Source organism: Rhodoferax sp. (assembly GCF_028714215.1).
Lineage (GTDB): Bacteria > Pseudomonadota > Gammaproteobacteria > Burkholderiales > Burkholderiaceae_C > Rhodoferax.
On sequence record NZ_JAQTMS010000011.1, the window covers coordinates 16,605 to 41,732 of the forward strand.

The window sequence follows — 25,128 nt, forward strand, 5'->3', positions numbered from 1 at the left end:
TACCGAAGCCGGTGAAAAAATGCCGACTGACAAGTTGTAGGACATATCGCCCCTGGCGCTGCGCATGAGCAGCCCTTTCAATGCCGGATATTGGTTGACGGCGGCCTAAAGTCCGCAAGCTCGCGCACAGGCCGTAGCGACACGAAACAAACCAGCGCAACCCGCAGCCGGCTGAGACCCGGATAAAGAAAGCCCCTCGAAAGAGTGGGCTTTTCTTTTTCCGCCGCCGCGCGGTGCCTACGGGGCGGCGCTTTGAACCTGTTGCGCCAAGGCCAGATATTCGGCCACCGGCACTTCTTCGGCCCGGCGTTGCACGTCAAACGCAACGTCGCAGGCCCGCTCCTGCAACCACTTGCCCAGCGTGTGACGCAACAACTTGCGGCGTTGACTGAAAGCCACCCGCACGATTTCGCTCAATAGCTTCGCGTCCAGCAGCGCCGGATGTTCGCGCGGCACCATGCGCACCACCGCACTGTCCACCCGAGGCGGCGGGTCAAAACTGGCAGGCGGCACAAAAAGCACCATTTCCATGGCGTAACGCCACTGCAACATGACGCTCAAGCGGCCATAGTCCGAGGTTGCCGGCGACGCCACCATGCGGTTGACCATTTCCTTTTGCAGCATGAAATGCTGGTCTTCGATGACGTCAACGAAATCCAGCAAATGAAACAGGATCGGGGTCGAGATGTTGTAGGGCAGGTTACCGACCACCCTCAACTTGGTACCGCCCAAGACAGAACCCGTCGCTGCCAACGAACGCGCCAGCTGGGCAAAGTCAACTTTCAGTACATCGGCCTCAAGCACCGCGAGCTGCGGGTGCGCGCGCAAACGCGCCGCCAGATCGCGGTCCAACTCGATCACGGTGAGGTGACCCAGGCGTTCCACCAGCGGTTGCGTCAACGCCGCCAGGCCAGGCCCGATTTCGACCATCAACTGCCCCGCCCTCGGCCCGATCGCCTCCACAATCGCCGCCACAATGCCGGCGTCGGCCAAAAAATGCTGACCGAAGCGTTTACGCGGAATATGTTTCATGCGAAGAGCATGGGGGCCATATCTATTGCGGCGGCTCGCGCAGCTCGACGTAGGCACGGCCACGCAAATCCTGCGCCCAGGTGGCGTAACTCTCATCAAGCTTCTTTTCGCGCAGCATGGCGCGTACCGCCTCGCGCTGCTCGCGCTGGCTTAAAGTCGCTTCACGACGCTCCATCAACTGAATCAAATGGAGGCCAAAGCGCGACACCAACGGGTCGCTGATCTGAGTCGGCGCCAGGCGGTTCATGACCTCCTCGAATTCCGGTACAAACATGCCCGGATTGGCCCAGCCCAGGTCGCCCCCTTGCGCGGCACTGCCGTCCTGCGAGTTCTCGCGCGCCAGCACTGCAAAATCAGCCTGGCCGGCGACAATGCGCCGCTTGAATTCACTCAGCTTGTCGCGCGCCGCGGCCTCGCTGAGTTGCGGACTGACACGCAACAAAATATGCCGCACATGACTCTGCGTCACGCTCATCGCAGGCATTCCCGGATTCCTCTTCTCCAGCACTTTAAGTATGTGAAAACCAGCGCCGGATCGGACCAGAGCGGAGATCCCGCCAACCGCAAGGGATTGGGTCGCCTCCAGGAACAGGGGCGGATAACGGTTGGCGCTGCGCAGGCCCAGTTGCCCGCCGTTGGCCCGGTCCGAGGCGTCCGAAAATTCACGCACCAGAACTGCAAAATCTTCGCCGGCACGCGCCCGCGTCAGCGCTTTCTGCGCCTTGGCCTGCAAGGCACTGACCTGCTCGGCCGTGGCCCCATCCGGTACGCTCACCAATATCTGTGCCAGGTTGAATTCCATCGCCGCGGGATCGGTGTTGTTCTGCTGATCCCGCAGGTATTGATCGACTTCCAGGTCGGAAATCCGCACCCGTGGCTCCACCTCGCGCTCGCGCAAGCGCGTCAACATCAGTTGCTCGCGCAGTTGGCTGCGAAACTGGCTGAGCACCATGCCCTCGCTGGCCAGACGGCGCTGCAACTCCGCCACCTCCATCTGGTTTTGACGCGCTATGTTTTGCACGGCCTGATCGACCGACACCTCATCCACCCGAATGCCGGACTCATTGGCCAGTTGCAGTTGTACCTTTTGGTTGACGAGACTCTCCAGCATCTGCCGCGCCAGTTCCTTGCGATCCGGCAGGGGCCTGCGTTGCTGGGCCAATTGCTGTGTCACGCGTTGCACCTCGCGCTGCACCTCGCTGTTCGTGATGGGTTCCGAATTGACCACCGCCACGATGTAATCGGCCGGCGCTTGAGCCTCGGGCTGCGGCCGGACAACAGGTGCCGTGAGAGCAGCGCCGGAGGACGGCCGCAAACCCTGGGCCAGTGACGGCCAGCTGGCGACAAGGGATAAGAAACTGGCCACGGTCAGGGCGACAAAACGATGGGTCATGATGGATTATTCGTAATTGCTGAAACGGCTGGGAGCGCTTTTTTGCTCCCGCAGATACTGATAACTTGGGATATTGTCTTTCAAGGTTGTTAAAGGGTTGGCGCCCACACCCAAGCGTGCAAAGCCGACAAACTCAAGCTGGAAACTGATTCGCTGACTGGCCGTTGAGGTACTGGTTTGCAATTTTTCCAGCACCGCACGACCCAGCCAACAACCCGCATCGTACTCAAAACCGAGGACCGCATTCACCAGCTTGCGCTCATCGAGGCTGTAGTTGAGGCGTCCCACGCTATACCAGCGTCCCTCGCCCTGGCCGCGGCCCGGCCCCAGATTCTGCCCCCGGTCACCCCACAGGTCATTCACCGGCCACTGCCAACCGAGGTCAATCTGCTCGCTGACATCGCGCTGATAACGGTAGGTTCCCGTTACCACCCGGTAGTTGCCGGGGCTGTAGCGTGCGCCTAGGGTGGCGAGCGTCGATTGCTCCGTTTTCGGGTTGAACTGGACGGTCGAGTCGAAAGACCATTTCGGATCCCAATTGACAGACGCACCCAGCAACACATCGCTTAGCCGGTCGACTACCGGGGTGTCGGTCGGCAACAAAGTAACGTTCTGGTCCTTGAAGCGCAAGCGCTGGGCCACGCCAAAACGCGCTGCTTCAGCGCCGCTGTGGGGATTCAGGAGACGGGTAGCGACCCCTAACGTCAGCAGGTTGCTGTCAGAAATGCGGTCGTTGCCGACAAAGGCGTTCTCCGTGTAGATGGTCGCAAAATTGAAGTCCTTCAGAGCCGAGTCGTAATTGGGCAGCAGGCTCTGATTGCGGTACGGTGTGTTGACATAAAAAGCCCGCGGCTCCAGCGTCTGGCGAAAATTGGTGCCGAAATAGCTGGTGTCGCGTTCAAACACCAAACCACTGTCCAGGCTGAAGGTCGGCACCACGTTGCTGGCCGAGGTGGCGGCGTTGCTCAGCGGCGTGTCGAACAGGTAGTTGGCGGTATGCAGTTGCAGTTTCGGCGTGATGAAGCCGGCAGCGCCAAGCCAGGGCCGGCTAATCTGCAACAGCGAAAAGGTCCGCTGCGCGTTGGGCTGCAGCGTCAAGGCACTGTCGGCCTGAAAACGGGTGTAATCGGCCTCCACCGAATAGTCGAAGCCATTGACATTGGTTCTGGCATAGCGTGTTGCCAGTTGCGGCAAGCGGTCGTAGGGCGGGGTGATGGGCGCCGTCAGGTCCTGCAGCGTCTGCCATTTGACCATCCGCACGCTGTTCGAAAAATCGCCCTTGTTCCACGACAGCGAGGCGTCGTTGGACAAAAGGCGTTGTGTCAAGGACATGGAAGTCCCGGCAAAGTCGCGCCAATAATTGTCGTCGCTGACCCGGTTCAGGTTCAGGTTGAAGGCCATGCCGCCATCCGCCACAAGATTTGCCAGACTGTTGTTCTTGACCGAGGTTTGATGGCCATAGCTCAGGCCCCAGCGGTTGCCGTCGCGCAGCTGATCCCGCGGCATCAAGTCCAGACGCAACTGGCCCGCGTAATCAGGCTCCAGATAGCGAAACTCGCTGCCCAGGTTGACGCCCCGCTTGCTCATCAGCGTAGGGGTGAAGGTGGCGTCCAGGTTCGGTGCAATGTTCCAGTAATACGGAACTGCCAGCATCGCCCCATTGACATTGTCCAGCCCCAGGGTAGGCGGCATGACGCCTGACTTGCGTTTGTCGCTGAGGGGGAAGCTGAGGTAGGGAATGGGCAGCAAAGGCAGTCCCTTGAAGCTCAGCACGGCCCCTTCAGCGGTGCCCACGTCCTGCTCGTTGTCGAGGTGGATGGTGGCGGCACGCAAAATCCAGTCCGGCATCCAGCTCGGTCCGGGCAGACGCCGGCAACTGGTCAGGCTGGCATTGTGGATGACAGATTTTTGTTCATCGATAAAGTCGACCCGGTCGGCCTCGCCGTTGGCGTCGTTCTTCAAAAAATAATAGCGGGGCTGGTTGAAGAAGCCCTCAAAAGCGTCCAGCTTGAGCTCCAGCAGAGGACCTTCGTACACGTTGCCGGCCCGGTTGATGCGCACCTGGCCACTGGCTTTGGCGCGGTCGCTCGGTTGGTCATACTCCAGCCGGTCCGCCTTGATCACCATGTCGCCCCGGCGCAGCATGGCGTTGCCTTCCAGCACGGTTTCCCGATCCGGGTGCCCGAACAAACGCTGGCCATAGACAAAGGTCGGCAAGGCCTTGCGCGAAGCGGGATCAATCGTGTCCCCCAACGAGGGGCTGCTGCTCAGGACCAACGGGGCCTCATCCGGCGCCATTTGCGCCCAAAGCGGGGCTCCCTGCAGCGCAGCCCAGGCCAGCAGGGCGACCGGGCAGCGAAAAAATGGCGGTTGGGACGCCCAATTTTTCAGGTCGTGCAGCAAAATGCGCATGGAGTCGGCGGAGGTATCGATCTTGGAAGCGGGTTGAAGGCGAACGTGCGGAGTTCGGGTTTGTAGAATGGATTATCCATGAGCAACGCCCCATCACCCGAATCCCCCATGAGCCGCCAACCGACCTGGTCGGATGCGCAACGCCAAGCCGATTTCAACGCCTGGCTGAGCGGGCTGATACCCAGCCATGGCCTGCTGATCGACTCGCTGCGCAGTGCTTCCGTGGACGCCAGTTTTCGGCGCTATTTCCGCATCGATTCGCCGCACGGCAGCCGCATCATCATGGACGCGCCGCCCGAACTGGAAGACTGCCGACCCTTTGCCAAGGTCGCCCAACTGATGCATGCCGCGCAACTGAACGTGCCGCAGGTACTGGCATGGGACCAGGCCAAAGGCTTCATGCTGCTCACGGACCTGGGCCGGCAAACCATGCTGCAAGGCATGGACCGTGACAATCCCCGCGCCAACCAGGACTATTACCTGCAGGCGGTCGACGCCCTGATTGCCTGGCAAAGCGCTTCCAGCCCCGGCGTATTGCCGCCTTACGACGAAGCGCTGCTGCGCCGCGAAATGGAGTTATTCCCGGACTGGTATCTGGCCCGGCACCGCGGCGTGGCGGTCGAGGGCGACATCCGTCGCGTGTTGGACGAGACGTTCCAACGCATCATCACTGACAACCTGAGCTGGCCCAGTGTCTACGTGCATGGTGACTTCATGCCCCGAAACCTGATGCTCGATGTTGCCCCAACACTGGCCACCTCAGGTGCTGCGCCGGACCGGCCGACGTCCGAGGCGACGAAGCCGCAGGTTGCCCGGATTGGCGTATTGGACTTTCAGGACGCCGTATACGGCCCCATCACCTACGACATTGCCAGCCTGATGCGCGATGCCTTCCTGAGCTGGGAAGAAGACTTTTGCCTGGACATCACCATCCGTTACTGGGAAAAGGCGCGCCAGGCCGGCTTGCCGGTGGGCGGTGATTTTGGTGCTTTCTACCGTGCCGTGGAATGGATGGGCCTGCAACGCCACCTGAAAGTGGCGGGCATCTTTGCCCGCCTCACGCTGCGCGACGGCAAACCCCAATACCTGGCGGACACGCCGCGTTTCATCAACTACCTGCGCGCCACCTGCGCGCGCTACCGCGAACTCAAACCACTGCTGCGCCTGATCGAACGGGTCGAGGGCATCGAGTCTATCGACGGCTACGCCTTTGGCAGAGTTTGAGCGCCACTGCGTTCCATGCCCCGCTTTTACTGCCCCACCCCCCTCGTCACTGGTGAGCTGCTGGAACTGCCGGCCAGCGCTGCCCGCCACGTGCAAGTGCTGCGCCTGCAACCCGGGGACAGCATCACGCTGTTCAACGGCGCGCCTGACGGGACCGGCAGCGCCGGCGAGTTCAGAGCCAGCGTCACACGCATGGGCCGCAGCGAGGTTCAGGTGCAAGTCGGCGAGCACCACCCGGTGCAACGCGAAGCCGCCCGCGCCGTGCATCTGGCCCTGGGCATGCCGGCCAACGAGCGCATGGACTGGCTGGTGGAAAAAGCCAGCGAGCTGGGCGTCGCCAGTATCCAGCCCCTGATGACCGAACGCAGCGTGCTGCGGCTCTCCGGGGAGCGCGCCGAGAAAAAAGTGGCGCACTGGCAAAGCGTGGCGGTTGCAGCCTGCGAACAATGCGGTGGCAACCGGGTACCGCTGATTCATGAGGTCGCCAGTTTTGCCAGCTGGACCAAGGCCTGGCCGGCCAGTCAAAAAAGTCAGCCCCTGCTGCTGTCCCTGCGCCCCGGCACGCGCGGCTTGCGCGATGCCGTCGCCGCCTTCGATCAGCCCGGCGCTGCCATCACCTTTTTGTCCGGCCCGGAAGGCGGTCTGAGCGGCGCCGAGGAAGACGCGGCACTGGCCCGCGGTTTTGTTCCCGTCACGCTGGGCCCCCGCGTACTGCGCGCCGAGACCGCCGCCTTGTGCGCCCTGGCGGCGCTGCTGGTGTAGCCGCGCCGGCCCCTCTTTGACGTAGCGGGCGGTGTCCGCGCCGGGTATCATCCCGATTCGTTCTCACCAACCGGAGCTGCACATGGGACTGATGGACTTCATCAAGAAACAGTTCATTGACATCATTACCTGGACCGAAGACGCGGACGGTACCCTGGCTTGGCGCTTCCCGATGGCCGACATGGAAATCCAGAACGGCGCTTCGCTGACCGTGCGTGAGTCGCAGATGGCGCTGTTTGTCAACGAGGGCAAGATTGCCGACCAGTTCGGCCCCGGCATCTACAAGCTCACGACGCAGACCCTGCCGGTGCTGACCTACCTGAAGAACTGGGACAAACTGTTCGAGTCGCCGTTCAAAAGCGATGTCTATTTTTTCAGTACGCGCCAGCAGATCGACCAGAAATGGGGCACGCCGCAGCCGATCACCATCCGCGACAAGGACTTTGGCGCCGTGCGCTTGCGCGCTTTTGGCAATTACAGCTTCCGCATCGCTGACCCTAAACTGTTTTACACGGAAATTTCGGGCACGCGCGAGCGTTATGGCGTCACCGACCTGGACGGCCAGTTGCGTGGCCTGGTACTGCAAAACATCAGCAATGCGATCGCCAGCAGCGGCATCCCGTTTCTGGATCTGGCCGCCAATCAGTTGATGTTCGCCCAGGCGTTGACCACGCAACTGGCGCCGGAGTTCGCCAAGCTCGGTCTGCAGCTCGAAGGCATGACGGTGCAGAACCTCTCGCTGCCGGAAGATCTGCAGAAGGTCCTGGACCAGAAAATCGGCATGGGCATGGTCGGCAACGACATGGCCAAGTTCATGCAGTACCAGACGGCGCAGGCGATCCCCAAATTTGCCGAAGGTGCCGGCTCCGGTGGCGGTGGCATTGCCGGCGACGCCATGGGGCTGGGTGCCGGTGTCGCCCTGGGCCAGGTACTGGCGCAAAATCTCGCGGCCGGTTTACAGGGCGGTGCACCGGCCGGACCAGCCGCTGCCGGCGTGAAAGCCGAGGACGTGATGGCGACGCTGGAAAAACTGGGCGACCTCAAAAGCAAGGGCATCCTGACGCAGGAAGAGTTCGACGCCAAGAAGGCGGAGTTGCTCAAGAAGCTGGTCTGACCTCAAGCTCTGGATGGCGGGCCAAGCCCGCCATGACAACCCCTGGCCAATGGCTACCCAATCTCCGCAACGCAGCTACCGGGCACCCTGCCCGGGCTGCGGCGCGCCGGTTGAATTTCGCAGCGCGCAGTCGACCCACGCGGTCTGCGCTTATTGCCAGAGCACGGTGCTGCGCAGTGGCGAGACGCTGTCGCGCCTGGGCAAGATGGCCGAGCTGTTCGACGAACACAGCCCGCTGCAACTACAGGCTTCGGGCCAATGGAAGGGCAAGGCCTTTACGCTGGTGGGCCGCTTGCAATACAAATACGCAGAAGGCACCTGGACCGAATGGCATGCCGTGCTGGAGGACGGGGCCAGCGCCTATCTGAGCGAAGACAACGGCGCCTACGTCTTTGGCATGCCGGTGCCAACGCAACGCGAGCTGCCGGCGGCCGAACAGTTCCGGGTCGGCGCCAGCACGGCGATCAACGGCAAGCCGTACAGCGTCGCCTCCAATAACCAGGTGGCCCTGCTGTCGGCGCAAGGTGAATTGCCACGCCTGCCGGCGCTGGGCCAAGCGTTCGCCATGGTCGAGCTGCGCAGTCAGGGCAACGGGGCGATCGGGCGCGCCGCGGCTGAAGTGCTCAGCATCGATTACGGCAGCCAGCCGCCTGCCGTATCGATCGGTCAGTCGGTTTTGCTGGACGACCTGAAACTGAGCGGCCTGCGCGATCCATCGGTCAAAAACGAGATCGGCCGCCAATTCAACTGCCCCAATTGCGGCGCGCAATTGACGGTACAACTGGCCAGCAGCCAGAGCATGACCTGCGCCTCCTGCAACAGCATCATCGACCTCTCGCAAGGCATCGGCTCGGAACTCAAGCACGCGATCCAGGACGAGCCGGTGGTGCCCCTGATCCCGCTCGGCAGCCAGGGTCCCATGCAAGGGGTGCTGTGGCAGGTGGTGGGATTTCAGCACCGCATGGGCAGCGATCCGAGCGAGCCCGACGAGCAATTCGGCTGGGAAGAATACCTGCTCTACAACGCCACGCGCGGCTTTATTTTTTTGGTCGATTCAAGCGAGGGCTGGAGCGTCGTGCAACCCTGCACCGGCGCACCGGTGCTGAGCGACAACGGCCAGAGCGCGAGCTACCTGGGCAGCCGCTACCAGCTCAAGGAAAGCTACGCCGCCGAGACCAACTACGTGGCCGGCGAGTTTTACTGGCAGGTCGGACGCGGGCAGAAAACTTCCAACCGTGATTTTGTCAGCGGCAAAAGCCTGCTGAACATGGAGCAGTCGGCCAATGAAGTAACCTGGTCGGTAGGCGGTCAAATCGACAGCGACGCGGTCGCCAAAGCCTTCAAGCTGGAAGACAAGAAAGACCTGCTCAGACGCAGCGATGCGGGTCCCGGCAGTGCCGCCAAAGCGGTCGGCGTTGGCACCGTGATCGTGCTGGTGCTGCTCCTGTTGCTGTTCCTGTTATTGCTGAGCCGCTGCTCCAGCTGCGACCCGAACCTGGAAAATTGCAGCGCCAGCAGCGCGCGCAGTTCCGGCGGCTCGTTCGGCGGTTTTTCCAGTGGCGGCGGGCACAAATGACACGGCCGATGTCGATCCGACGAACTCAACCTTTTTGAAGGAGATAAGCATGGGTATGGAATGGATTAAACCGGGGGCCATCCTGGGCTCTCTCGTCTTTGCGCTGATGGGCGTGCTGATTTTCTGGCTTTGTTTTGTGATCATCGACAAGCTCACGCCGTACCACTTGTGGAACGAAATCATCGAGAAGCAGAACCGGGCGCTGGCGCTGGTGGTGGCCGCCATGTCGCTGGGCATTTGCATCATCATCGCGGCCGCCATTCACTGATGAGCGCGCCACGGCCGGGCCCACGTCCGGTTGAAGTCGCCCTGCTGGCGTCGGTTTTCATTGTCTCGGCCTGCGGCCTGGTTTATGAACTGGCGGCCGGCGCGCTGGCCTCCTACCTGCTGGGCGACTCGGTGCTGCAGTTCTCCACCGTCATCGGCACCTATCTGTTTGCCATGGGGGTGGGGTCCTGGCTGTCGCGCTACTTCGAGCGCCAACTGCCGGCTCATTTTTTGCGCATAGAGTTGCTGGTGGCGCTGGTCGGCGGCACTTTGCCGGCGCTGCTATTCATAGCGAATGCGACCTTGCCCAACGCTTTTCGCCTGGTGCTGTACGTCCTGGTGTTGCTGGTGGGCATGCTGGTGGGGCTGGAGATTCCGCTGGTCATGCGCATCCTCAAGCGCAACGTGGCACTGAAAGACCTGGTATCGCAGGTGCTGACCTTCGACTACCTGGGCGCCCTGGCGGTGTCGCTCGCTTTCCCGCTGCTGCTGGTACCCCAGTTGGGCCTGATCCGCACCGGCTTGCTGTTCGGACTGATGAACGCGGCCGTGGCCTTGTGGGCGCTATGGCTGTTTCGCCATGAACTGCGACAGATGCGCGCCCATGCACTGGCCTGCCTGGTCACCCTGGCGGTCCTGTCGGGCGGCATGGCCGGCGCCGGGCACATCACCAGCTGGGCCGAAGACCGCTTGTACCAGGACCACGTGGTGTTTGCCGTCACCTCGCCCTACCAGCGCATCGTGGTGACCCACGGTGGCGGCGCCGGCTACCGCCTGTTCCTGAACGGCAACCTGCAGTTTGCCCAGCGCGACGAGTACCGCTACCACGAGGCGCTGGTGCACCCGGTGCTGGCGGCGCACGGCGCGCCGAAAAAAGTGGCGGTGCTGGGCGGCGGCGACGGCATGGCAGTGCGCGAGATTCTCAAATACCCCGGTGTCCACGACATCACCTTGGTCGATCTGGACCCGGCCATGACGGACCTGTTCTCGCAGCAACCGGTGCTGGCCCAGCTCAACGGCGGCGCCTTGAAGTCGCCCAAGGTCAAGGTCATCAACGCCGATGCCTTCAGCTGGCTGGAGAGCGGCAGCGAGACCTTTGACGTGATCATCGTCGACTTCCCCGACCCCACCAATTTCAACATCGGCAAGCTCTACACCAACTCGTTCTACGCCTTGCTGGATCGGCATCTGGCGGCCAGCGGCTATGCCGTCATTCAAACCACCTCGCCGCTGGTGGCACGCAAGAGTTTCTGGACCGTGGTCAGCACCATCGAGTCGGTCGGACTCACGGCCACGCCCTACCACGCGCATGTGCCCAGCTTCGGCGAATGGGGCTACGTGGTGGCCAGCCGCCGCCCCTACCGGCTGCCCACCAGCCTGCCGGAAGGCCTGCGCTTTCTGAGCCTGCAAAGCCTGCCGCTGTTGTTTGATTTTCCGCTCGACATGGCGCGTGTTCCAACGGAGGTGAACCGCTTGTCCAATCAGGTGCTGGTAACAACTTACGAGGCGGAGTGGGGGAAGGTGGGGCATTGATTTTCCCCACTCACACTCCCCGCCCCTCTCCCGCCCCGCCGGGCGGAGCAGGGGAGCCAACAGCCCTATTTGGCCGCGTGTTCTAAGCGAAGAAGTGCCCGCGCCATGGCACGTTGAAACAGGCTTGTCAGTCGTTTTGACCCGCGCAAAGCCCAGTCAGGGCAGCTGCGGATTTGAAGCGAAGCCGGGTATCCCCCGGTGGCTGCTTTCCGGAATGTCAATTCACCCAATGTGCTCTTTGCCGCTCGTAGCGGCAGGACGGACCCGTCATTCGTCAGATGCGCCGTGCAAGCCCAAGTGGGCGTTCGCCAACGGGTTCAGTTCTGTCCGCTGGCTGGCTCAGGTGCGGCGTGAAGCCGCCGGTAACATCGGCCTCACAACATGCCGCACCAACCACACCAGACAGGTGACTCGCTCGCGCTTGAGCTGTCCGATACTGCAAGTGCGTTCAGCGCACCTGCACTCTATTGAGGTAGTCAATAAGCGTGAGAATGCGCGAACGCACATATCCCTCGCGATTCTGGTTGGGACCGACAAGGAACTCGCGCGCCTCCGCACGGTATGCACCGCCCCAAATAGGCATATCGCGGGAGCCATGGGCGGGAACATTGGCACCCTCAATCGTTTCGTATAGCCGGTTGACTGGCAAGACGCCGCCATTGCGCTTTGCCAGCGTCGTCAAGTCGGTTGGAGCGAGTCGTAGAAACTCAATGTAGGGGCCTTTTCCCTTGGCGTCGGAGCCATGGCAGACGGCGCAATTCGAATCGTATTCGTCCTTGCCAGAATCAAATTTCCCCTTTTGCGCGAATGCCGCTCCGCTACAGATCGCTAGCGCAACCAAAGACGCTGCCACTTTCGTTGCATGTGAGTACTTCATCATCTACCTCCTGAGTGTTTGACCGAACAAAAGCGGGTCCGACACAGCACATCGAAAAATGCCCGCATGAAACCCAATAAGCTGATTTCAGTCTAGAAGTTGAGGACTATGGACGATTGATATTTCTCAAACAAAGCTCTGCTTTAGGGGACAGCCGGCATCCGAACACAGGTTCTGGAGTTCGCCCTCGCGCTCGGCGAATATCTCTTTCTACTTCCCTCTCGCATCCAGCGGGGCATCGCAACTGATGGCGGCTAAACCCTTAGTCGAAGCAACCGAATCCTGACTCTTCGAACCAGTGATCCCCCTGACAGGAGCCAGCAACCAAACAAGACGGGTATGGGCCGGATGTTGGGCGCGACATTAAAAAGTCCGCAGGACGCGCAGCGCCCGGCAGTTGCCCCATCTAAGTCGGCGTCGGCGCCGGCATCGGCATCGTTAGTGAGACACAGGTGGCGCGGTTCGCGCGTCACTTGGCTATCTTGCTGATCTTCGATCCCTCGAACGTCAGGTTGTACATCAGTCCCTGGTTCGAGAAGATGAAACCGATGATGGGTTTTTGCGCCGTTTCAGTGTCGATGGAGCCGCCCGCGCCGAGAGTGGCCAACGCCACGCTCCCGTCGACACCGGCCTTCCAGCCCTTGCTATTTCGGAAATTCCCGAGCGCGTTGTCATTCATGAAGAGCACGATTTCGCTGCGTGCCTGGGCGCCCACCTGGAATCCGATGGAAGCGGCGGCGATGTTGTAATAAGCCACGGTCTTGCCGTGGATCAGCAAAGCGCCTTCACCAAACTCACCACCGACGCCGAAACCGGCCTTGATGACTTTGGGAAAGACCAGCATGCCGGCCGCCTTTTGCGACAGCTCGTGGCCGGCGCTGGTCTGCTTTTGAAACTGGGTAAGCGTCTCGCGCACTTCCGCGTCGATCTCCTGCTTCGAGGCGGCTGACGCGGCCGCGGCAAAAACGAGGGCCATGATGGCAATACAGGTACGCATAAGAGCTGCCTTTCCGTCTGCTGGTGGTTTACGGATTTTGATTGTGCTGAAACCTGTTTGCAGCGAGCTTGCGATTTCGCAACTTCGGCCGCACTGCCCCTGCCCTGACCGGAGCAAGCAGCCAACCAAGACGGGGGTGGGGCGGATGCTGGGCGCGACATAAAAAGTCCGCAGGACGCGGAGCGCCCGGCATCCGCCCCACCGCCGTCGGCGTCGTTTAGCCGTGGCCGTCAGCCCAAGTCATAGCCTCAGGTATAAAAAGGGACCCTGGATTGATCACAATACCCCCTATGCCTGGTGATTACTTCACTGCCCTGATCGATCGCGCAACCGCGTCGCCATGAAACGCCGCCACTTCATCGCCGCCTCTGCCTTGCCCATGCTGGGCTGCGCCAAATCGGAAAACATCACTGGCGGCTTCGTCGGTGTCAACCCGCAGCGCGGCCACCTGGTGAGTGACAACCGGCTTTGGCCGACGCCCTCGGCGCTGCGCAAGACCCATGTGCTGATCGCCGGTGGTGGCGTCGCCGGGCTGGCGGCGGCGCGTGCCTTGCGCCTCAAAGGCATCGACGACTTTGCCCTGCTGGAACTCGAAGACACGGCCGGCGGCAACAGCCGGGGCGCCGCGGTGAATGGCATTGCCTGCCCGCTGGCCGCGCATTACCTGCCGCTGCCCAGCGACGCGGCGCCCGAGGTGCAGGATTTGCTGGAAGAGCTGGGCCTGCGCCAACGCGTCGCCGGGCGCTGGCAATACGACGAGCGCCACCTGTGCCACAGCCCGCAGGAGCGGCTGTTTTTCAACGGTGGCTGGCAGGACGGCTTGCTGCCGTTGCAAGAGGTAGGCTCCGAAACACTGGCGCAGTACCAAAAATTATCGATCCTGGTGGAGCAGGCACGCAAGGCCGCGCACTGGACCATCCCGCTGTCCCACAGGCCCCTGGCGCCGCTGCAACGGGCACTGGCAGCCGTCACTTTCGCAGCCTATCTGGACCGGCAAGGCCTCGATGACCGGCACCTGCGCTGGTACCTGGACTATTGCTGCCGCGACGACTACGGCGCCGGCATCGCCACTGTTTCGGCCTGGGCCGGCATCCACTACTTTGCCAGTCGCCATGGCTTCAACGTTCCCGGCATGGAGACGCAGGAACGTGACAGCGTGCTGACCTGGCCCGAGGGCAACGCCTGGCTGACGCGGCGCCTGGCAGAGCCCTTGCAGGAGCGCCTGCACGGCGCTCGGGTGGTAGTGCGCATTGCCAGCGTCAAACACGGCGTCGAGGTCGACGCCTTCAACACCGCCACACTGACGCTGGAGCGCTGGCAGGCGCAGCGCGCCATCGTGGCACTGCCGATCTTCGTCGCGGCGCGCGTGATTCCGGATGCGCCCGATTTTTTGCGCCAGGCCGCCGCCGAAACCCGCTATGCACCCTGGCTGGTGGCCAATATCCACATCGATGCCGCCTTGCACGACCGCCCGGGCGCCGCCCCCAGTTGGGACAACGTGCTGTACGGCGCGCCGGGCCTGGGCTACGTCGACGCCATGCACCAAAGCCTGCAAGCTGTACCCGGCGCCACCGTGCTCAGCTATTACCGCGCCCTGGGCGGTTTGCCCGAGGGGCGGCGCCTGCTGCTGCAAAAAACCTGGGCCACCTGGCGCGACGACATCCTGGCCGAGCTCTCGGTGGCGCACCCCGATCTGGCGCGCAAGACCAGCCGCATCGAGATCAGCCGCTACGGCCACGCGATGGCCATCCCGACGCCCCGCGCTTCAGGTCAACTGCCTCTGCACCTTTCGTCAATCGCGCACCGGCAGCCCGAAAAATCGGAGCGCCCGGCGATCAGCCACGAGCGCCTGAGTTTCGCCCACAGCGACTGGGCCGGCTACTCGGTGTTTGAAGAAGCGTTCACGCTGGGTCACTGGGCTGTTTAGCGCATCAATTGACCATCGTCATTGGTGACTTGATGTCGCGAGGCGCTCCTTGGCGTGCTTCGTGTGCAAAGCGCGGCATGCGTCATGCAGAGTGAGGAGAGACCTCGTTCGGAGCACACCCGACGCACTAGGGCAACCCTGATCGACGATGGCGGGGTCAAGGAGCGCCCACCACACTCACCTCGCCCGTCTTGGGATCGACACGCAAGAGGACGACCCTCTCGGTCAATCCTCGTTGACGACTCCAACGTTTGACGTAATCGGACGTGTCGTAGTCCGGCGGCAATTCGACGTTGAGAATCCCAAATGCCTTCATCGTGTCCGCAGTCACTGTCCAACTCGGACCCAAATCGACAGGCTCCTGACCCAAGCGCGTGATGCGTTCGTCCAGCCCAATTGCATTGAAAAACTCGGTTTGCTCCTGCTGAGCAGAGAGCAATAGTTGACTGGTGACCGCGTTTGCTTTAAGCCAGGCTTTTTGCTCGGCCGTCAGCTCATTGTTCGGCAACCCAGTGATCAGGCGGTATTTCTCGACTAGCTGGCGGAAGTCGCTTTGCAGCGCGCCACCATGCCAGGTCACCAGCCCTCCCTCGGCGACTCGCTTGCGATTGCCGGCGGGAAATACATAGTTGGCGCAAGAGCTTGTACACAAACCTTGCACTTCAATGTTCAGCGAAAGTTCTCGAATCGCTCGCCCCAGTTGCATGGCGGCAGCGGCATTGCCACCCGAGGAGTTGATGACCAGTTTTTCCGTTGAATCGCGTTTCAACTCGACCAAGATTTCAGCAACCGACTCCTTCGTCAACTTTCCCGAGAACACAACAATATTTCTCCAGCGCATAACCGAAAAATCTGCGCCGGCCACTACATTGGAGATCAGTAACGCGGCCAGGATCGAGAATAGTTTCACGAGGTTTGAGAGCGATGGGATATTGAAATTTCGATACCCCATCGGCTTCGCGTTAATTAAATACAACTGTTGAATGACTCAAAGCTGCCGGACGCCATTCCGCCGGTGTAGTCGGTAGTAGCCCATCCACCATCGCTGGCTGTGTAAAACCAAGCTACGCCACCGTCCAGCACAGCAACCACTCCACTGTCGCACTCAAGTCCTCCAACATTAATGAAGCAGCGACCACCAGCCACTTCGGCGACTTCAGACGTATTCAGTTCTCTCATGAAAAACTCCCAAAAGTTGATTTGAAAAAAGCACCCAGGCAGTTTCCAGCACCGGGCCATCGTTGCCCGCAAAAAAGCCGTTTCCACCAGAAATCCGTTGAATATCCTGTGCGGACAGTTCACGCAGTTTCGGTGTCCTCGATCCCAGTTGCTCTGGCGAAGTCGATGCTGATGTGCTTGCCGTAAGGTTGCCATCCGACGGATGTAGGACTTGACATTTGGCCCGTTTTACGAAATCCAGCGCAATCAACAGCCGGCTGGAATGACCGAGCTTTGCCCCAATCCTCTGTAGATGCTGCCTGACTGTGAAAGGGCTGATGCCGAGGTTCTTACCAATTTCCTTATTGGTATATCCTTTCGTCAGTTCCACAAGAACGGAGTTCTCACGTGGCGTAAACATGGCCTGCTCCTGGTAAATGTATTTACTCGACTAGGTTACGGGAGTATGGCATCAGGTTCTGACGAGGCAAGGAGTCAAACCCACTCCTACTATCCTCGTTCGAAGGGGCTGCCGAGAAATCTCGGTCCCTGTCGTATGCGCGTAATCAGCCGCTACGGCCACGCGATGGCCATCCCGACGCCCCGCGCTTCAGGTCAACTGCCTCTGCATCTTTCATCAATCGCGCACCGGCCGTCAGAAAGATCGGAGCGCCCGGCGATCAGCCACGAGCGCCTGAGTTTCGCCCACAGCGACTGGGCCGGCTACTCGGTGTTTGAAGAAGCGTTCACGCTGGGTCACTACGCGGTGTGAGAGCTTGGGTGCGCAGACTGCCAAGCAGCGCGGATCTGTTCTCGCCCATCATCGTCAGCGCAAAGTCACGCCCCGCAGGGGCCGGGCGCAAAGACTGGCGCAAGGTCACCTCACTGCCGTAGAAGACCGGGCCCTTGATCCAGAGGTCCAGTTGCAGCGGGCCGGCGTCTGGCGCCGGCAGCCGGGCCAGGCACTGTGCCGCGATCCGCTGCGGGTGCGCAAAAGCGGCCGGGAAGCCGAAGCGGCGTGCGTACCAGTTCCACTGGTGCAAGCCGTTGTAGTCGCCAGTAAGGGCGCCAAAGTGCCAGCGGTTGCCAAGCTCGGTGCGCCACTGCACCGGCTTCGAAGCAGCGTCGTCGATCAGCGGAGAATCGGGCGCGGCTCCGAGCGCAACACCGGAACTTGCCGCTGCCCCGAAGCGTCCGCGGTAGTAGAAGGTGACGACGCTTTCCCAGGCGCACTGGTCGCCTTGCAGCAAGCGCGAACGCAGATCGATTTCCAGGCCCTTCTCCAGCACGCGCCAGCCAGCGGCCGCGACGCTGAGCGTGAAGGGTTCGCCAATTTCCAGCGGGCGATGCAGTTGCAGGCGATTTCTGACCTGAAGCGCACGCCAGATCGGCAGCGGCCAACCTGGGTGTGTCAGCATCACCATCGACAGCCGAAAACCAAGAACATGCGGTGCCAGCAAGGCGATGCAGTCCGCTGCCAATGGCTGCCCGGTGCCGGCGCCGCGCTGCAGCGACAGCGCCGTCTCTTGATCGATATGAAAACCCTGCCAGACCAGTTCCAGGTCCGGAACACCTGCGCTGGTGTTCCAGCCTGCCGAAGGGCGAAACGCCTGCACCATATAGCGCAGCGCACCCGGTGCCGCCACAAAGGTTTGAAGACGCGTGTTCATCAACGGCTCTCCTGCGCCGGAACACCCCCGCCAAACAGGGTTGCCGCCCGCGTCGCGACGAAGCTCGGGAAGGCACAGGACTTGCGCAGCTGGGTGTCCATGTGGACTGCCTTGAGGGTCGTCCGGGCCACGATTTCATGGCTTTCCTCGTTGCTCATCTCGTGCACGAAGCGAATGCTCTTTTCCTTCACCTCGATCAGCGCGCTGCGCACCGCCACGACGTCACCGGCGTGCAGCTCCTGCAGGTAGGAAATGTGCTGATCGACGGCCGCCATGCCGCGCTGCTGCGTGCGCAGAAAAGTGGGCGTCAGGCTCAGCAGGTTGAAGAACTGCCAGGTCGCTTCGTCGAACTTGCCGACGTACCACATGACATTCATGTGGCCGACATGATCGCAGTGCCAGGGGTAAATGGTCCCCCGATAGGTAAGCAGCGCGTCAGACATCAGGCCTCCTTGAAGTACGCCGCCCATTCTAGGCAAATGAACCGGCCATTGACAGCCGGGCCGCCGGCTGCGGCAGGGCGCCACTCAGCGCAGGCTGCCCCGCTGCAAGCGGTTGCGCTCAACGTGTCCGGGCTCGAAGCGGGCTTCCAGCGCCGCCAGCAGGGCCTGCGCCTTGGCACTGTGGTCGCCACCAAAATTGCAGACGTAGACATCCAGCGTCACGGCGCCTTGCTCGGGCCAGGTGTGCACGCACAGGTGCGATTCGGCCAGCAGCACGGTGGCCGTCACACCGGACGCTCCGCTGGCGGTCGGTGGAAATACATGGAACAGCTGGGCCACCGCCTGCAAGCCGGCCGCCTGTACCGCTTGCACGCAGTACTCGCCCAGCAGATCAGCCTCCAGCAACCAGCGCGGGTCGCAGCGGCATTGGTGAAGATCGGCGGTCAGGTGCAGTCCTTGCATGGATCAGACTATACGCAAAGCCGCTGGCGGCGGGCGACCGCCAGCGCAAAAAATCGCAGTCCCTGCTGCGCCCCAAGGCTTTACCGGATGCGCGGCTCGGCCAGCAGTTGTTCGGGCGTTGTGAAATAAGCGGCGGTGGCGCCGCGGGTTTCGCGTGCCTGCGCCAACTCGTGGCGGGCCACGCTGCGCAGATGCACTTCATCCGGGCCATCGAGCAATTGCAGGGCGCGGCCCCAGGTCCAGAAATAGGCCAGCGGCGTGTCGGGCGACAAGCCCATGGCGCCGAACACCTGCATGGCGCGGTTCACCACCCGGGTCTGCAAGCGCGCCGTCACCACCTTGATGGCGGCGACATCGGAGCGCGCCTCGATTTGTTGGCCCCTGTCGAGCCGCCAGGCGGCGCGCAGCACCAGCAGACGGGCCTGGTCGATTTCCAGCCGCGACTCGGCAATCCACTCCTGCACATTGGCAAAGTCGGCCAGGTATTTGCCGAAGAGGTGACGCTCCAGCGTGCGCTCGCACATCAGCGCCAGCGCCAGTTCGCACTGGCCGATGGTGCGCATGCAATGGTGCACGCGGCCCGGCCCCAGGCGCGCCTGCGCCATGGCAAAACCGGCGCCCGGCTGGCCCAGCAGGTTGCTCAGCGGCAGACGCACGTCGCGGAACACAATTTCGCAGTGCCCCTCGGGTGTGTGGTGCTGCATGATGGCAATGTTGCGCTCCAGCGTGACGCCGGGCGTGTCCATGGGCACCAGCAGCATGCTGTGGCGGGCGTGTTTGGCGGCCTCCTCGTCGGCACTGCGGCACATCACGATCAGCAGTTGGCAATTCGGGTGGGCGGCGCCGGTGACAAACCATTTGCGCCCGTTCAGCACCCAGGCGTCGCCGTCCTGGCGGACCCGGGTCTGCAAATTGGTCGGATCGGATGAAGCCACATCCGGCTCCGACATGGCAAAAGCGCTTCTGATCTGGCCCTCCAGCAGGGGACGCAACCAGCGCTGGTTCTGCTCTGGCGTGGCAAACAAGTGCAGCAGTTCCATGTTGCCGGTGTCGGGCGCGCTGCAGTTGAACACCTCCGAGGCCCAGGGCAAGCGCCCCATGATCTCGGCCAGCGGCGCGTACTCCAGGTTGCTCAGCCGCAGGCCGGGTTCGTCCGGACGCAAACCGGGCAGGAACAGATTCCACAAACCTTCAGCCTTGGCCAGCGCCTTCAGGTCTTCCATGAAGGGCGGCGGGAAGACCGCTTGCGCGACCGAGCGGTGCCAGGCCGCGTTGTACGGCAACACGTAGCGGTCCATGAAGGCTTCCAGACGCTGACGTAATGCCTGCACCTGCGGTGAATAGTCGAAATCCATGGCGAGTCCTTCTGCCGAGGCGGTTGATTCGCCTCACAAACCCGGAGTCTGCCCAACTTGCGCCAGTTTGGCTGTCACTTTGGCGCCGCCGGTGGGCGCACTGTGGCGCTCGGGCGCCGGTGCCGTGCCCAGCACCGGCTGGCTTGCGCTATTGCGTGATTTCCAGAAACACCAGGTGGTTCTCTTTGGCCGGCCAGGTCCGGCCCACCAGCCGCTCCACCGTGTCGGCACGAAACTCCGCAACAATGGCGCGATCCTCCGGCTGGCTCAATTTGATTTTGCTTGAAGCCATGCCGGCCACGGGGGCCAGCGGAACACCCGGCGGTGGCGATTGGCCGTCAAAAGTGATGCGCTGGCGGGTTGGGTCCAGATAGCCGCGCGGACGCACCAGTTGAACGATGGAAAAGGCCGCCAGATCGGCGCTGGCAATGCGCTCGGCCTTCAGGTGCACGACATCGCTGCTGCGCGGGAACGGGCTGCGGTAGGTGTGCGTGGTGGCGTAGCCCGGCGCGCTCACGACAAACTCGTAGGGCACGCCGGAGGCCGCCTGGAACGGACCCCAGCGGCCATCGGCACCGACCACCTTGCTGTGCACCGGCCGGCCGACGCGCAAGCCGGTCTCCGGCTGCACCGCATAGACCTCCACCCGAGCGTCTGGCAGCGCCAGGTTGTTGCTGAAGTTGCCGCTGGTGGCGTCGGTCGAACGCACACCCAGGCCGGTCACCAGGCCATCGAGCACAACGCTTTGTTCAGGCCGAATCCGCAAATTTGCCGGCGCTTGGCCGGTGATGAAGCGATAGGCCAGATCGAAGGCGTCCGGCGAGAACGAGGTTTCGCGGTGGTCCAGTCTCGGGATCTGGCTGTTTTGCGCGCCTTTGAGCGCTGGGTTGTCATAACCGACAAAAGTCGGCTTGCCTTTGGCACCAATCCATGCGCCATCCGGTTGCGAGTATTTGTCGTTGTTGTCCGAGCGGATGGTGAGCCATTTGACCGGGCCCGTCACTTCATCGCCGGCCGCATTCTTGGGCGCGTTCAGGGCTTTCAAGAAGGCGCCGGTGCCGGCGAACTCGCTGCCCTCCAGATAACCGGGGATGGCCCACACGCCATGGTTGGGCGTGCCGCCCAGAATGGCATGGCTGACGGTCTTGTCACCGCCACCGTTCTGGATGTAGTTGCGGATCGCATAACCACCGCGCGAGTTGCCCATCAACACCACCTGTTTGGCACCGGTTTGGGCCAGCACCTTGTCAACCTCGGCCTTCAGGAACGCCATGTGCTGGGTCGTGGAGCTGCGCCCGGCCTGCTCCTTGGCATCGGCATCGCGGGCCAGCGGGTAGGGCTGCTGCAAGGCGAACAAACGATCCCGCGGCCAGCCGTTGGACTCGAAGCGCCACAAGGTGGTTTGCCACAAGGCGGCAGAGTCGCCATTGCCATGCACAAAAACAATGGGCGGCGGCGCGGCGGCCGGCGTCTGGGGCGCGTACGCACAACCGCCCGAGGCGATGGCCAGGGCCAACGCCAAGGCGGCCGAGGCACCGAGAAAAAGTCGTCTGAACATGGCTACTCCAATCAAACAAGAGGTCAACGCAGAGGGGCAAGAAATTCGGCTAAGGCCCGCCAAGTATCCCACTGGAAGCGCGTTTGACAAATGGGTGCTGCTGGTTTGACGCGCATCATCCCGCCAAGCGTTTAAATGTCCTATTGACAGGACAATGGAACCGTTAGTAGGATGCCGCCATGCCGCAGTCCATGCCGATGACCAAATACCATCAGATTTATCTGTTGTTGCGCGAGCAGTTGCACGAAGGCAAATTTGCCCAAGGCTTGCCGGGTGAGTTGGCCTTGATGAAGCAATTCTCGGTGGCCCGCGTGACAGTGCGCCGGGCGCTGGAGCAACTGGCGGCGGAGGGCATGATTTCCCGGGAACCCGGCCGCGGCACCCGCGCCCTTGATGTCAGCACCACCGGTGCACCGGCGCACGCTGAAAAAGGGCAGCGGGCGCAGCTCACCGGCTTGCTGGAGAACCTGGTCAGCATGGGTTTGAGGACGTCGGTCCGCGTGCTTGAAGTGGAGACCGTGACGGCCTCGGCCAACGTCGCTCAGGCCTTGCAGCTGGCGGTCGGCGACCCGGTACAAAAAGCGATTCGCGTGCGCAGCACCAAGGACGGGCCGCTGTCGCACATCACGACTTATGTGCCGGGCGATATTGGCCGCAAGTTCGGGCGGCGCGAACTCTCTCGCAAACCGATTCTGGTGCTGCTGGAGGAATCCGGCGTCAAGGTCGGTCGCGCGCAGCAGACCATTTCCGCCAAACTGGCCGATGTGCTGGTGGCCCGGCATCTGGACGTTTCAGTCGGGTCAGCACTTTTGGCCGTGCGCCGTTTGATCTACGACGACCAGGAGCGCCCCATCCAGTGGCTGCATGGACTGTATCGACCCGACCGGTACGAATACGAAATGCAGTTGTCGCGGGTTGGCAGCATCGATGCCAAAGTCTGGGTCAGCAAGGAATTGTCAGCTCAATTTACCTAACAACCTGTCCGTAACTCACCAAGGAACCATCATGACCACACGCCGCCAGTTCGTCGCCCACAGCGCTGCCACCGCCTCGGCCCTTGCCTTTCCTCTGGTCGCCGGCGCGCAACCCAAGACCGTCAAGATCGGCGTGCTGCACCCGGTCACCGGCGCGCTCGCCTACTCGGGACAACAATGTCGCGAAGGCGCCCTGATGGCGATCGAGGACATCAACAAGAGCGGCGGTATCAAGTCGCTGGGCGGAGCGAAGATTGAAGCCTTGCTGGGCGATGCGCAATCGACGCCGCAGGCCGGCAGCGCCGAAATCGAGAAGATGAACGAGGCCGGCGTCTCGGCGGTGGTGGGCGCGTTTGCCTCGGCCATCTGCCTGGCCACGACCCAGACGGCGGCCAAATACAACCTGCCGCACGTGGTCGACGTCGGTGTCGCCGACCAGATTGTCGAGCGCGGCCTGAAGAACACCTTCCGTTTTGGCCCGGGCTACCGCAAGTGCGCCGAGGTGGCGGTGGCCAATCTGCACGTGCTCAACACGGCGGCCGGCAAACCGGCGCGCACCGTGATGATCATCCACGAGGAATCCTTGTTTGGTTCCGGCACGGCCAATCTGCTGGCGCGCGAACTGCCCGGTTATGGCTATGAGGTCAAGGAAATCATCAAGCATGCCAACCCGACGCGCGACTTCAACAATATCGTGCTGCGCATGAAGGCGGTGAACCCGGACATCGTGATTCCGGCCAACTACTACAACGAATACGCGCTGCTGGTGCGCACCATGCAGCAGCAAAAGATCACACCCAAGGCCATCTACTCGGTGCTCGGTGGCGCCGCTTCGAGCTACAAGTTCGTCAAGGAGTTCCCGCAGGCCGCCAACGGCATCATTGACTGCAACCACTGGTTCAACCCCAAGGACAAACGCAGCGCCGAGCTCAAAAAGAGGGTCGAGGCCAAGGGCCTGTTTTTCAGCTACGAGGTTTTCATGACCTACACCGCCATGCGGCTGCTGGCCGATGCCATCGAGCGCGTCAAATCGACCGAGCGCGCCGCCATCATCGATGCGCTGGAGAAAAGCGCTTTTGCCGATCACATCATGCCTTACGGCGCGACCAAGTTCGTCAATGGCCAGAACCTCGGCGCGCAGCCCCTGATGACACAGGTGAGCAAAGGCGACATCAAGGTGATCGTGCCGCGCGAGTACCGCGAGATCGACCCGATCTTCCCGCTCAAGGCCTGATCCGGCGGCGCTGATGCTCGATATCGGGATCCTGTTCCCGTCCCTCCTCAACGGCCTGACGACGGGGGCCGTCTACGCCCTGATCGCGCTCGGACTGACGCTGATCTACGGCGTGCTGCACATCATCAACTTCGCGCACGGCGCGTCCTTGATGCTGGCCTTGTACGGCGTCTACTTTCTGAAAGAGCGGCTCGGGCTCGATCCCTACCTGGCCTTGCCGCTGGTGGTGCCGGCAATGTTCGTGCTCGGGTACGGCTTGCAGCGCATCGTCATCAACCGCGCCAGCCATGGCCGGGACGAGAACATCTTGCTGGTGACGCTGGGCCTGTCCATCGTCATGGAAAACCTGGCGCTGCTGTTCTTCAAGTCCGATACGCGCAGCATCGACACCGCCTACACGCTGACCACGATAGCGATCGACATCGGCATTGCACAGGCGACGATTTCCCTGCCCAAGCTGGTGGCTTTTGGCGGGGCGCTGGTGACCTCGGCCGCGCTGATCCTGATCGTCGGACGCACCGACCTGGGTCGCGCCATCCGGGCCGTGGCCAAGGAAAAACACGGGGCCAAGCTGATGGGCATAAACGTCGACCACGTGTATGCCATGAGTTTTGGCATTGGCCTGGCGTGTCTGGGCGCGGCCGCCTGTTTTCTGCTGCCAGCGTACTACGTCAACCCGCAGGTCGGCGGCGGCTTCGTGCTGGTCGCCTTCACCATTGTGGTGCTGGGCGGCATGGGCAGTTTCATGGGCGCGCTGCTGGGTGGTTTGCTGATTGGCGTGGTCGAGTCACTGGGCGGCCTGTTTCTGGGCGAGTCGCTGGGGCAGATCGGCATCTTCCTGATCTTCATCGCAGTCTTGCTGTTCCGGCCGCAAGGCATGTTCGGGGCCAAGGCATGAGCGCCTTGCAGAAAGAAATGCTGCGCATTGCCGTCTTCGCGGCGATGGTGGCGCTGCTTCTGAGCAGCGCCGCGTCGGGCGTGGCGCTCAATTTTGTCATGATGGCCCTCTACGCCGCCTTGCTGGCGCAGGCCTGGAACATTCTGGGCGGTTACGGCGGGCAATTCTCTTTTGGCCACGCGCTGTTCTTCGGCACCGGCGCCTATGTGCAGGCGATCGCGCAACTGCAAATAGGCCTGAACCCATGGCTGGCATTGCCCCT

Annotated in this window: 23 protein-coding genes and 1 pseudogene; 12 read left to right on the forward strand and 12 right to left on the reverse strand. The window is 62.1% G+C overall.

Going from position 1 to position 25,128, the window contains the following annotated elements; translation table 11 throughout:
• Nucleotides 1-237: 237 nt before the first annotated feature.
• From rsmA to PHS32_RS07280, 3 genes are read right to left on the reverse strand one after another with little or no spacing between them, the layout of a single operon-like run.
• Nucleotides 238-1,032 carry a 16S rRNA (adenine(1518)-N(6)/adenine(1519)-N(6))-dimethyltransferase RsmA gene (gene rsmA, locus PHS32_RS07270; RefSeq protein ID WP_301078260.1) on the reverse strand — a complete coding sequence of 265 codons (795 nt, stop codon included), beginning with the start codon at nt 1,030-1,032 and terminating at the stop codon, nt 238-240.
• A gap of 22 nt (nt 1,033-1,054) precedes the next feature.
• Nucleotides 1,055-2,425, reverse strand: a complete 1,371-nt coding sequence (locus PHS32_RS07275) for a peptidylprolyl isomerase (protein ID WP_301078261.1) — start codon at nt 2,423-2,425, stop codon at nt 1,055-1,057.
• Nucleotides 2,426-2,431: 6 nt separating this feature from the next.
• Complete coding sequence (locus PHS32_RS07280) at nt 2,432-4,837, reverse strand: LPS-assembly protein LptD (RefSeq protein WP_301078262.1); 2,406 nt, start codon at nt 4,835-4,837, stop codon at nt 2,432-2,434.
• Between the two features lie 78 nt (nt 4,838-4,915).
• Between PHS32_RS07280 and PHS32_RS07285 the strand changes: the two genes are divergently transcribed.
• From PHS32_RS07285 to PHS32_RS07310, 6 genes are all read left to right on the forward strand, one after another.
• Complete coding sequence (locus tag PHS32_RS07285; RefSeq protein WP_301078263.1) at nt 4,916-6,061, forward strand: phosphotransferase; 1,146 nt, start codon at nt 4,916-4,918, stop codon at nt 6,059-6,061.
• A 15-nt stretch (nt 6,062-6,076) separates the two neighbouring features.
• A complete protein-coding gene (locus PHS32_RS07290) occupies nt 6,077-6,823 on the forward strand; it encodes a 16S rRNA (uracil(1498)-N(3))-methyltransferase (protein ID WP_301078264.1) in 747 nt (248 codons plus the stop codon).
• 82 nt (nt 6,824-6,905) lie between these two features.
• Nucleotides 6,906-7,937: an SPFH domain-containing protein gene (locus PHS32_RS07295; RefSeq protein ID WP_301078265.1), complete on the forward strand. Its 1,032-nt coding sequence runs from the start codon at nt 6,906-6,908 to the stop codon at nt 7,935-7,937.
• Between the two features lie 49 nt (nt 7,938-7,986).
• A complete protein-coding gene (locus PHS32_RS07300) occupies nt 7,987-9,513 on the forward strand; it encodes a DUF4178 domain-containing protein (RefSeq protein ID WP_301078266.1) in 1,527 nt (508 codons plus the stop codon).
• Nucleotides 9,514-9,562: 49 nt separating this feature from the next.
• Nucleotides 9,563-9,781, forward strand: coding sequence for a DUF350 domain-containing protein (locus PHS32_RS07305; RefSeq protein ID WP_301078267.1), 219 nt, complete (start codon nt 9,563-9,565; stop codon nt 9,779-9,781).
• Nucleotides 9,781-11,313: a polyamine aminopropyltransferase gene (locus PHS32_RS07310; RefSeq protein WP_301078268.1), complete on the forward strand. Its 1,533-nt coding sequence runs from the start codon at nt 9,781-9,783 to the stop codon at nt 11,311-11,313. Before PHS32_RS07305 ends, PHS32_RS07310 begins: the two co-directional genes overlap by 1 nt.
• A gap of 448 nt (nt 11,314-11,761) precedes the next feature.
• On the opposite strand, the gene PHS32_RS07315 is transcribed toward PHS32_RS07310, so the two are convergent.
• The gene (locus tag PHS32_RS07315) at nt 11,762-12,193 is read right to left on the reverse strand and encodes a c-type cytochrome (RefSeq protein ID WP_301078269.1); all 432 of its coding nucleotides are present in this window, start codon (nt 12,191-12,193) and stop codon (nt 11,762-11,764) included.
• 466 nt (nt 12,194-12,659) lie between these two features.
• Nucleotides 12,660-13,187, reverse strand: a complete 528-nt coding sequence (locus PHS32_RS07320) for a YSC84-related protein (protein WP_301078270.1) — start codon at nt 13,185-13,187, stop codon at nt 12,660-12,662.
• Between the two features lie 340 nt (nt 13,188-13,527).
• On the opposite strand from PHS32_RS07320, the gene PHS32_RS07325 reads away from it, so the two are divergent.
• Entirely contained in the window at nt 13,528-15,114 is a 1,587-nt protein-coding gene (locus PHS32_RS07325) for an FAD-dependent oxidoreductase (protein WP_301078271.1), read from the forward strand.
• A gap of 157 nt (nt 15,115-15,271) precedes the next feature.
• Here the strand turns inward: PHS32_RS07325 and PHS32_RS07330 are convergent, their stop codons facing one another.
• Together PHS32_RS07330 and PHS32_RS07335 are read right to left on the reverse strand one after the other, a co-directional pair.
• A complete protein-coding gene (locus tag PHS32_RS07330) occupies nt 15,272-16,090 on the reverse strand; it encodes a hypothetical protein (RefSeq protein ID WP_301078272.1) in 819 nt (272 codons plus the stop codon).
• 180 nt (nt 16,091-16,270) lie between these two features.
• The gene (locus tag PHS32_RS07335; RefSeq protein ID WP_301078273.1) at nt 16,271-16,693 is read right to left on the reverse strand and encodes a LuxR C-terminal-related transcriptional regulator; all 423 of its coding nucleotides are present in this window, start codon (nt 16,691-16,693) and stop codon (nt 16,271-16,273) included.
• 135 nt (nt 16,694-16,828) lie between these two features.
• On the opposite strand from PHS32_RS07335, the gene PHS32_RS07340 reads away from it, so the two are divergent.
• Complete coding sequence (locus tag PHS32_RS07340; RefSeq protein ID WP_301078350.1) at nt 16,829-17,044, forward strand: hypothetical protein; 216 nt, start codon at nt 16,829-16,831, stop codon at nt 17,042-17,044.
• On the opposite strand, the gene PHS32_RS07345 is transcribed toward PHS32_RS07340, so the two are convergent.
• From PHS32_RS07345 to PHS32_RS07365, 5 genes are all read right to left on the reverse strand, one after another.
• Nucleotides 17,019-17,942 carry a hypothetical protein gene (locus PHS32_RS07345; protein ID WP_301078274.1) on the reverse strand — a complete coding sequence of 308 codons (924 nt, stop codon included), beginning with the start codon at nt 17,940-17,942 and terminating at the stop codon, nt 17,019-17,021. The genes PHS32_RS07340 and PHS32_RS07345 overlap by 26 nt on opposite strands.
• Nucleotides 17,942-18,385: a thioesterase family protein gene (locus PHS32_RS07350; RefSeq protein WP_301078275.1), complete on the reverse strand. Its 444-nt coding sequence runs from the start codon at nt 18,383-18,385 to the stop codon at nt 17,942-17,944. Before PHS32_RS07350 ends, PHS32_RS07345 begins: the two co-directional genes overlap by 1 nt.
• Before the next feature lie 84 nt (nt 18,386-18,469).
• On the reverse strand, nt 18,470-18,847 hold the full coding sequence (gene speD, locus PHS32_RS07355) for an adenosylmethionine decarboxylase (RefSeq protein WP_301078276.1): 378 nt from the start codon (nt 18,845-18,847) through the stop codon (nt 18,470-18,472).
• A gap of 80 nt (nt 18,848-18,927) precedes the next feature.
• Nucleotides 18,928-20,202 carry an acyl-CoA dehydrogenase family protein gene (locus PHS32_RS07360; protein WP_301078277.1) on the reverse strand — a complete coding sequence of 425 codons (1,275 nt, stop codon included), beginning with the start codon at nt 20,200-20,202 and terminating at the stop codon, nt 18,928-18,930.
• Between the two features lie 148 nt (nt 20,203-20,350).
• Nucleotides 20,351-21,760 (reverse strand): twin-arginine translocation pathway signal, encoded by a 1,410-nt coding sequence (locus PHS32_RS07365; protein WP_301078278.1) that lies wholly within the window; start codon nt 21,758-21,760, stop codon nt 20,351-20,353.
• 179 nt (nt 21,761-21,939) lie between these two features.
• Between PHS32_RS07365 and PHS32_RS07370 the strand changes: the two genes are divergently transcribed.
• The 4 genes and pseudogenes from PHS32_RS07370 to PHS32_RS07385 form a co-directional block, all read left to right on the forward strand.
• The gene (locus tag PHS32_RS07370; protein WP_301078279.1) at nt 21,940-22,734 is read left to right on the forward strand and encodes a GntR family transcriptional regulator; all 795 of its coding nucleotides are present in this window, start codon (nt 21,940-21,942) and stop codon (nt 22,732-22,734) included.
• Between the two features lie 31 nt (nt 22,735-22,765).
• The gene (locus tag PHS32_RS07375; protein WP_301078280.1) at nt 22,766-23,968 is read left to right on the forward strand and encodes an ABC transporter substrate-binding protein; all 1,203 of its coding nucleotides are present in this window, start codon (nt 22,766-22,768) and stop codon (nt 23,966-23,968) included.
• Nucleotides 23,969-23,981: 13 nt separating this feature from the next.
• A complete protein-coding gene (locus tag PHS32_RS07380) occupies nt 23,982-24,866 on the forward strand; it encodes a branched-chain amino acid ABC transporter permease (RefSeq protein ID WP_301078281.1) in 885 nt (294 codons plus the stop codon).
• A pseudogene (locus PHS32_RS07385) lies at nt 24,863-25,128 on the forward strand (branched-chain amino acid ABC transporter permease); the annotation flags it as partial. The gene PHS32_RS07380 and the pseudogene PHS32_RS07385, both read left to right, overlap by 4 nt.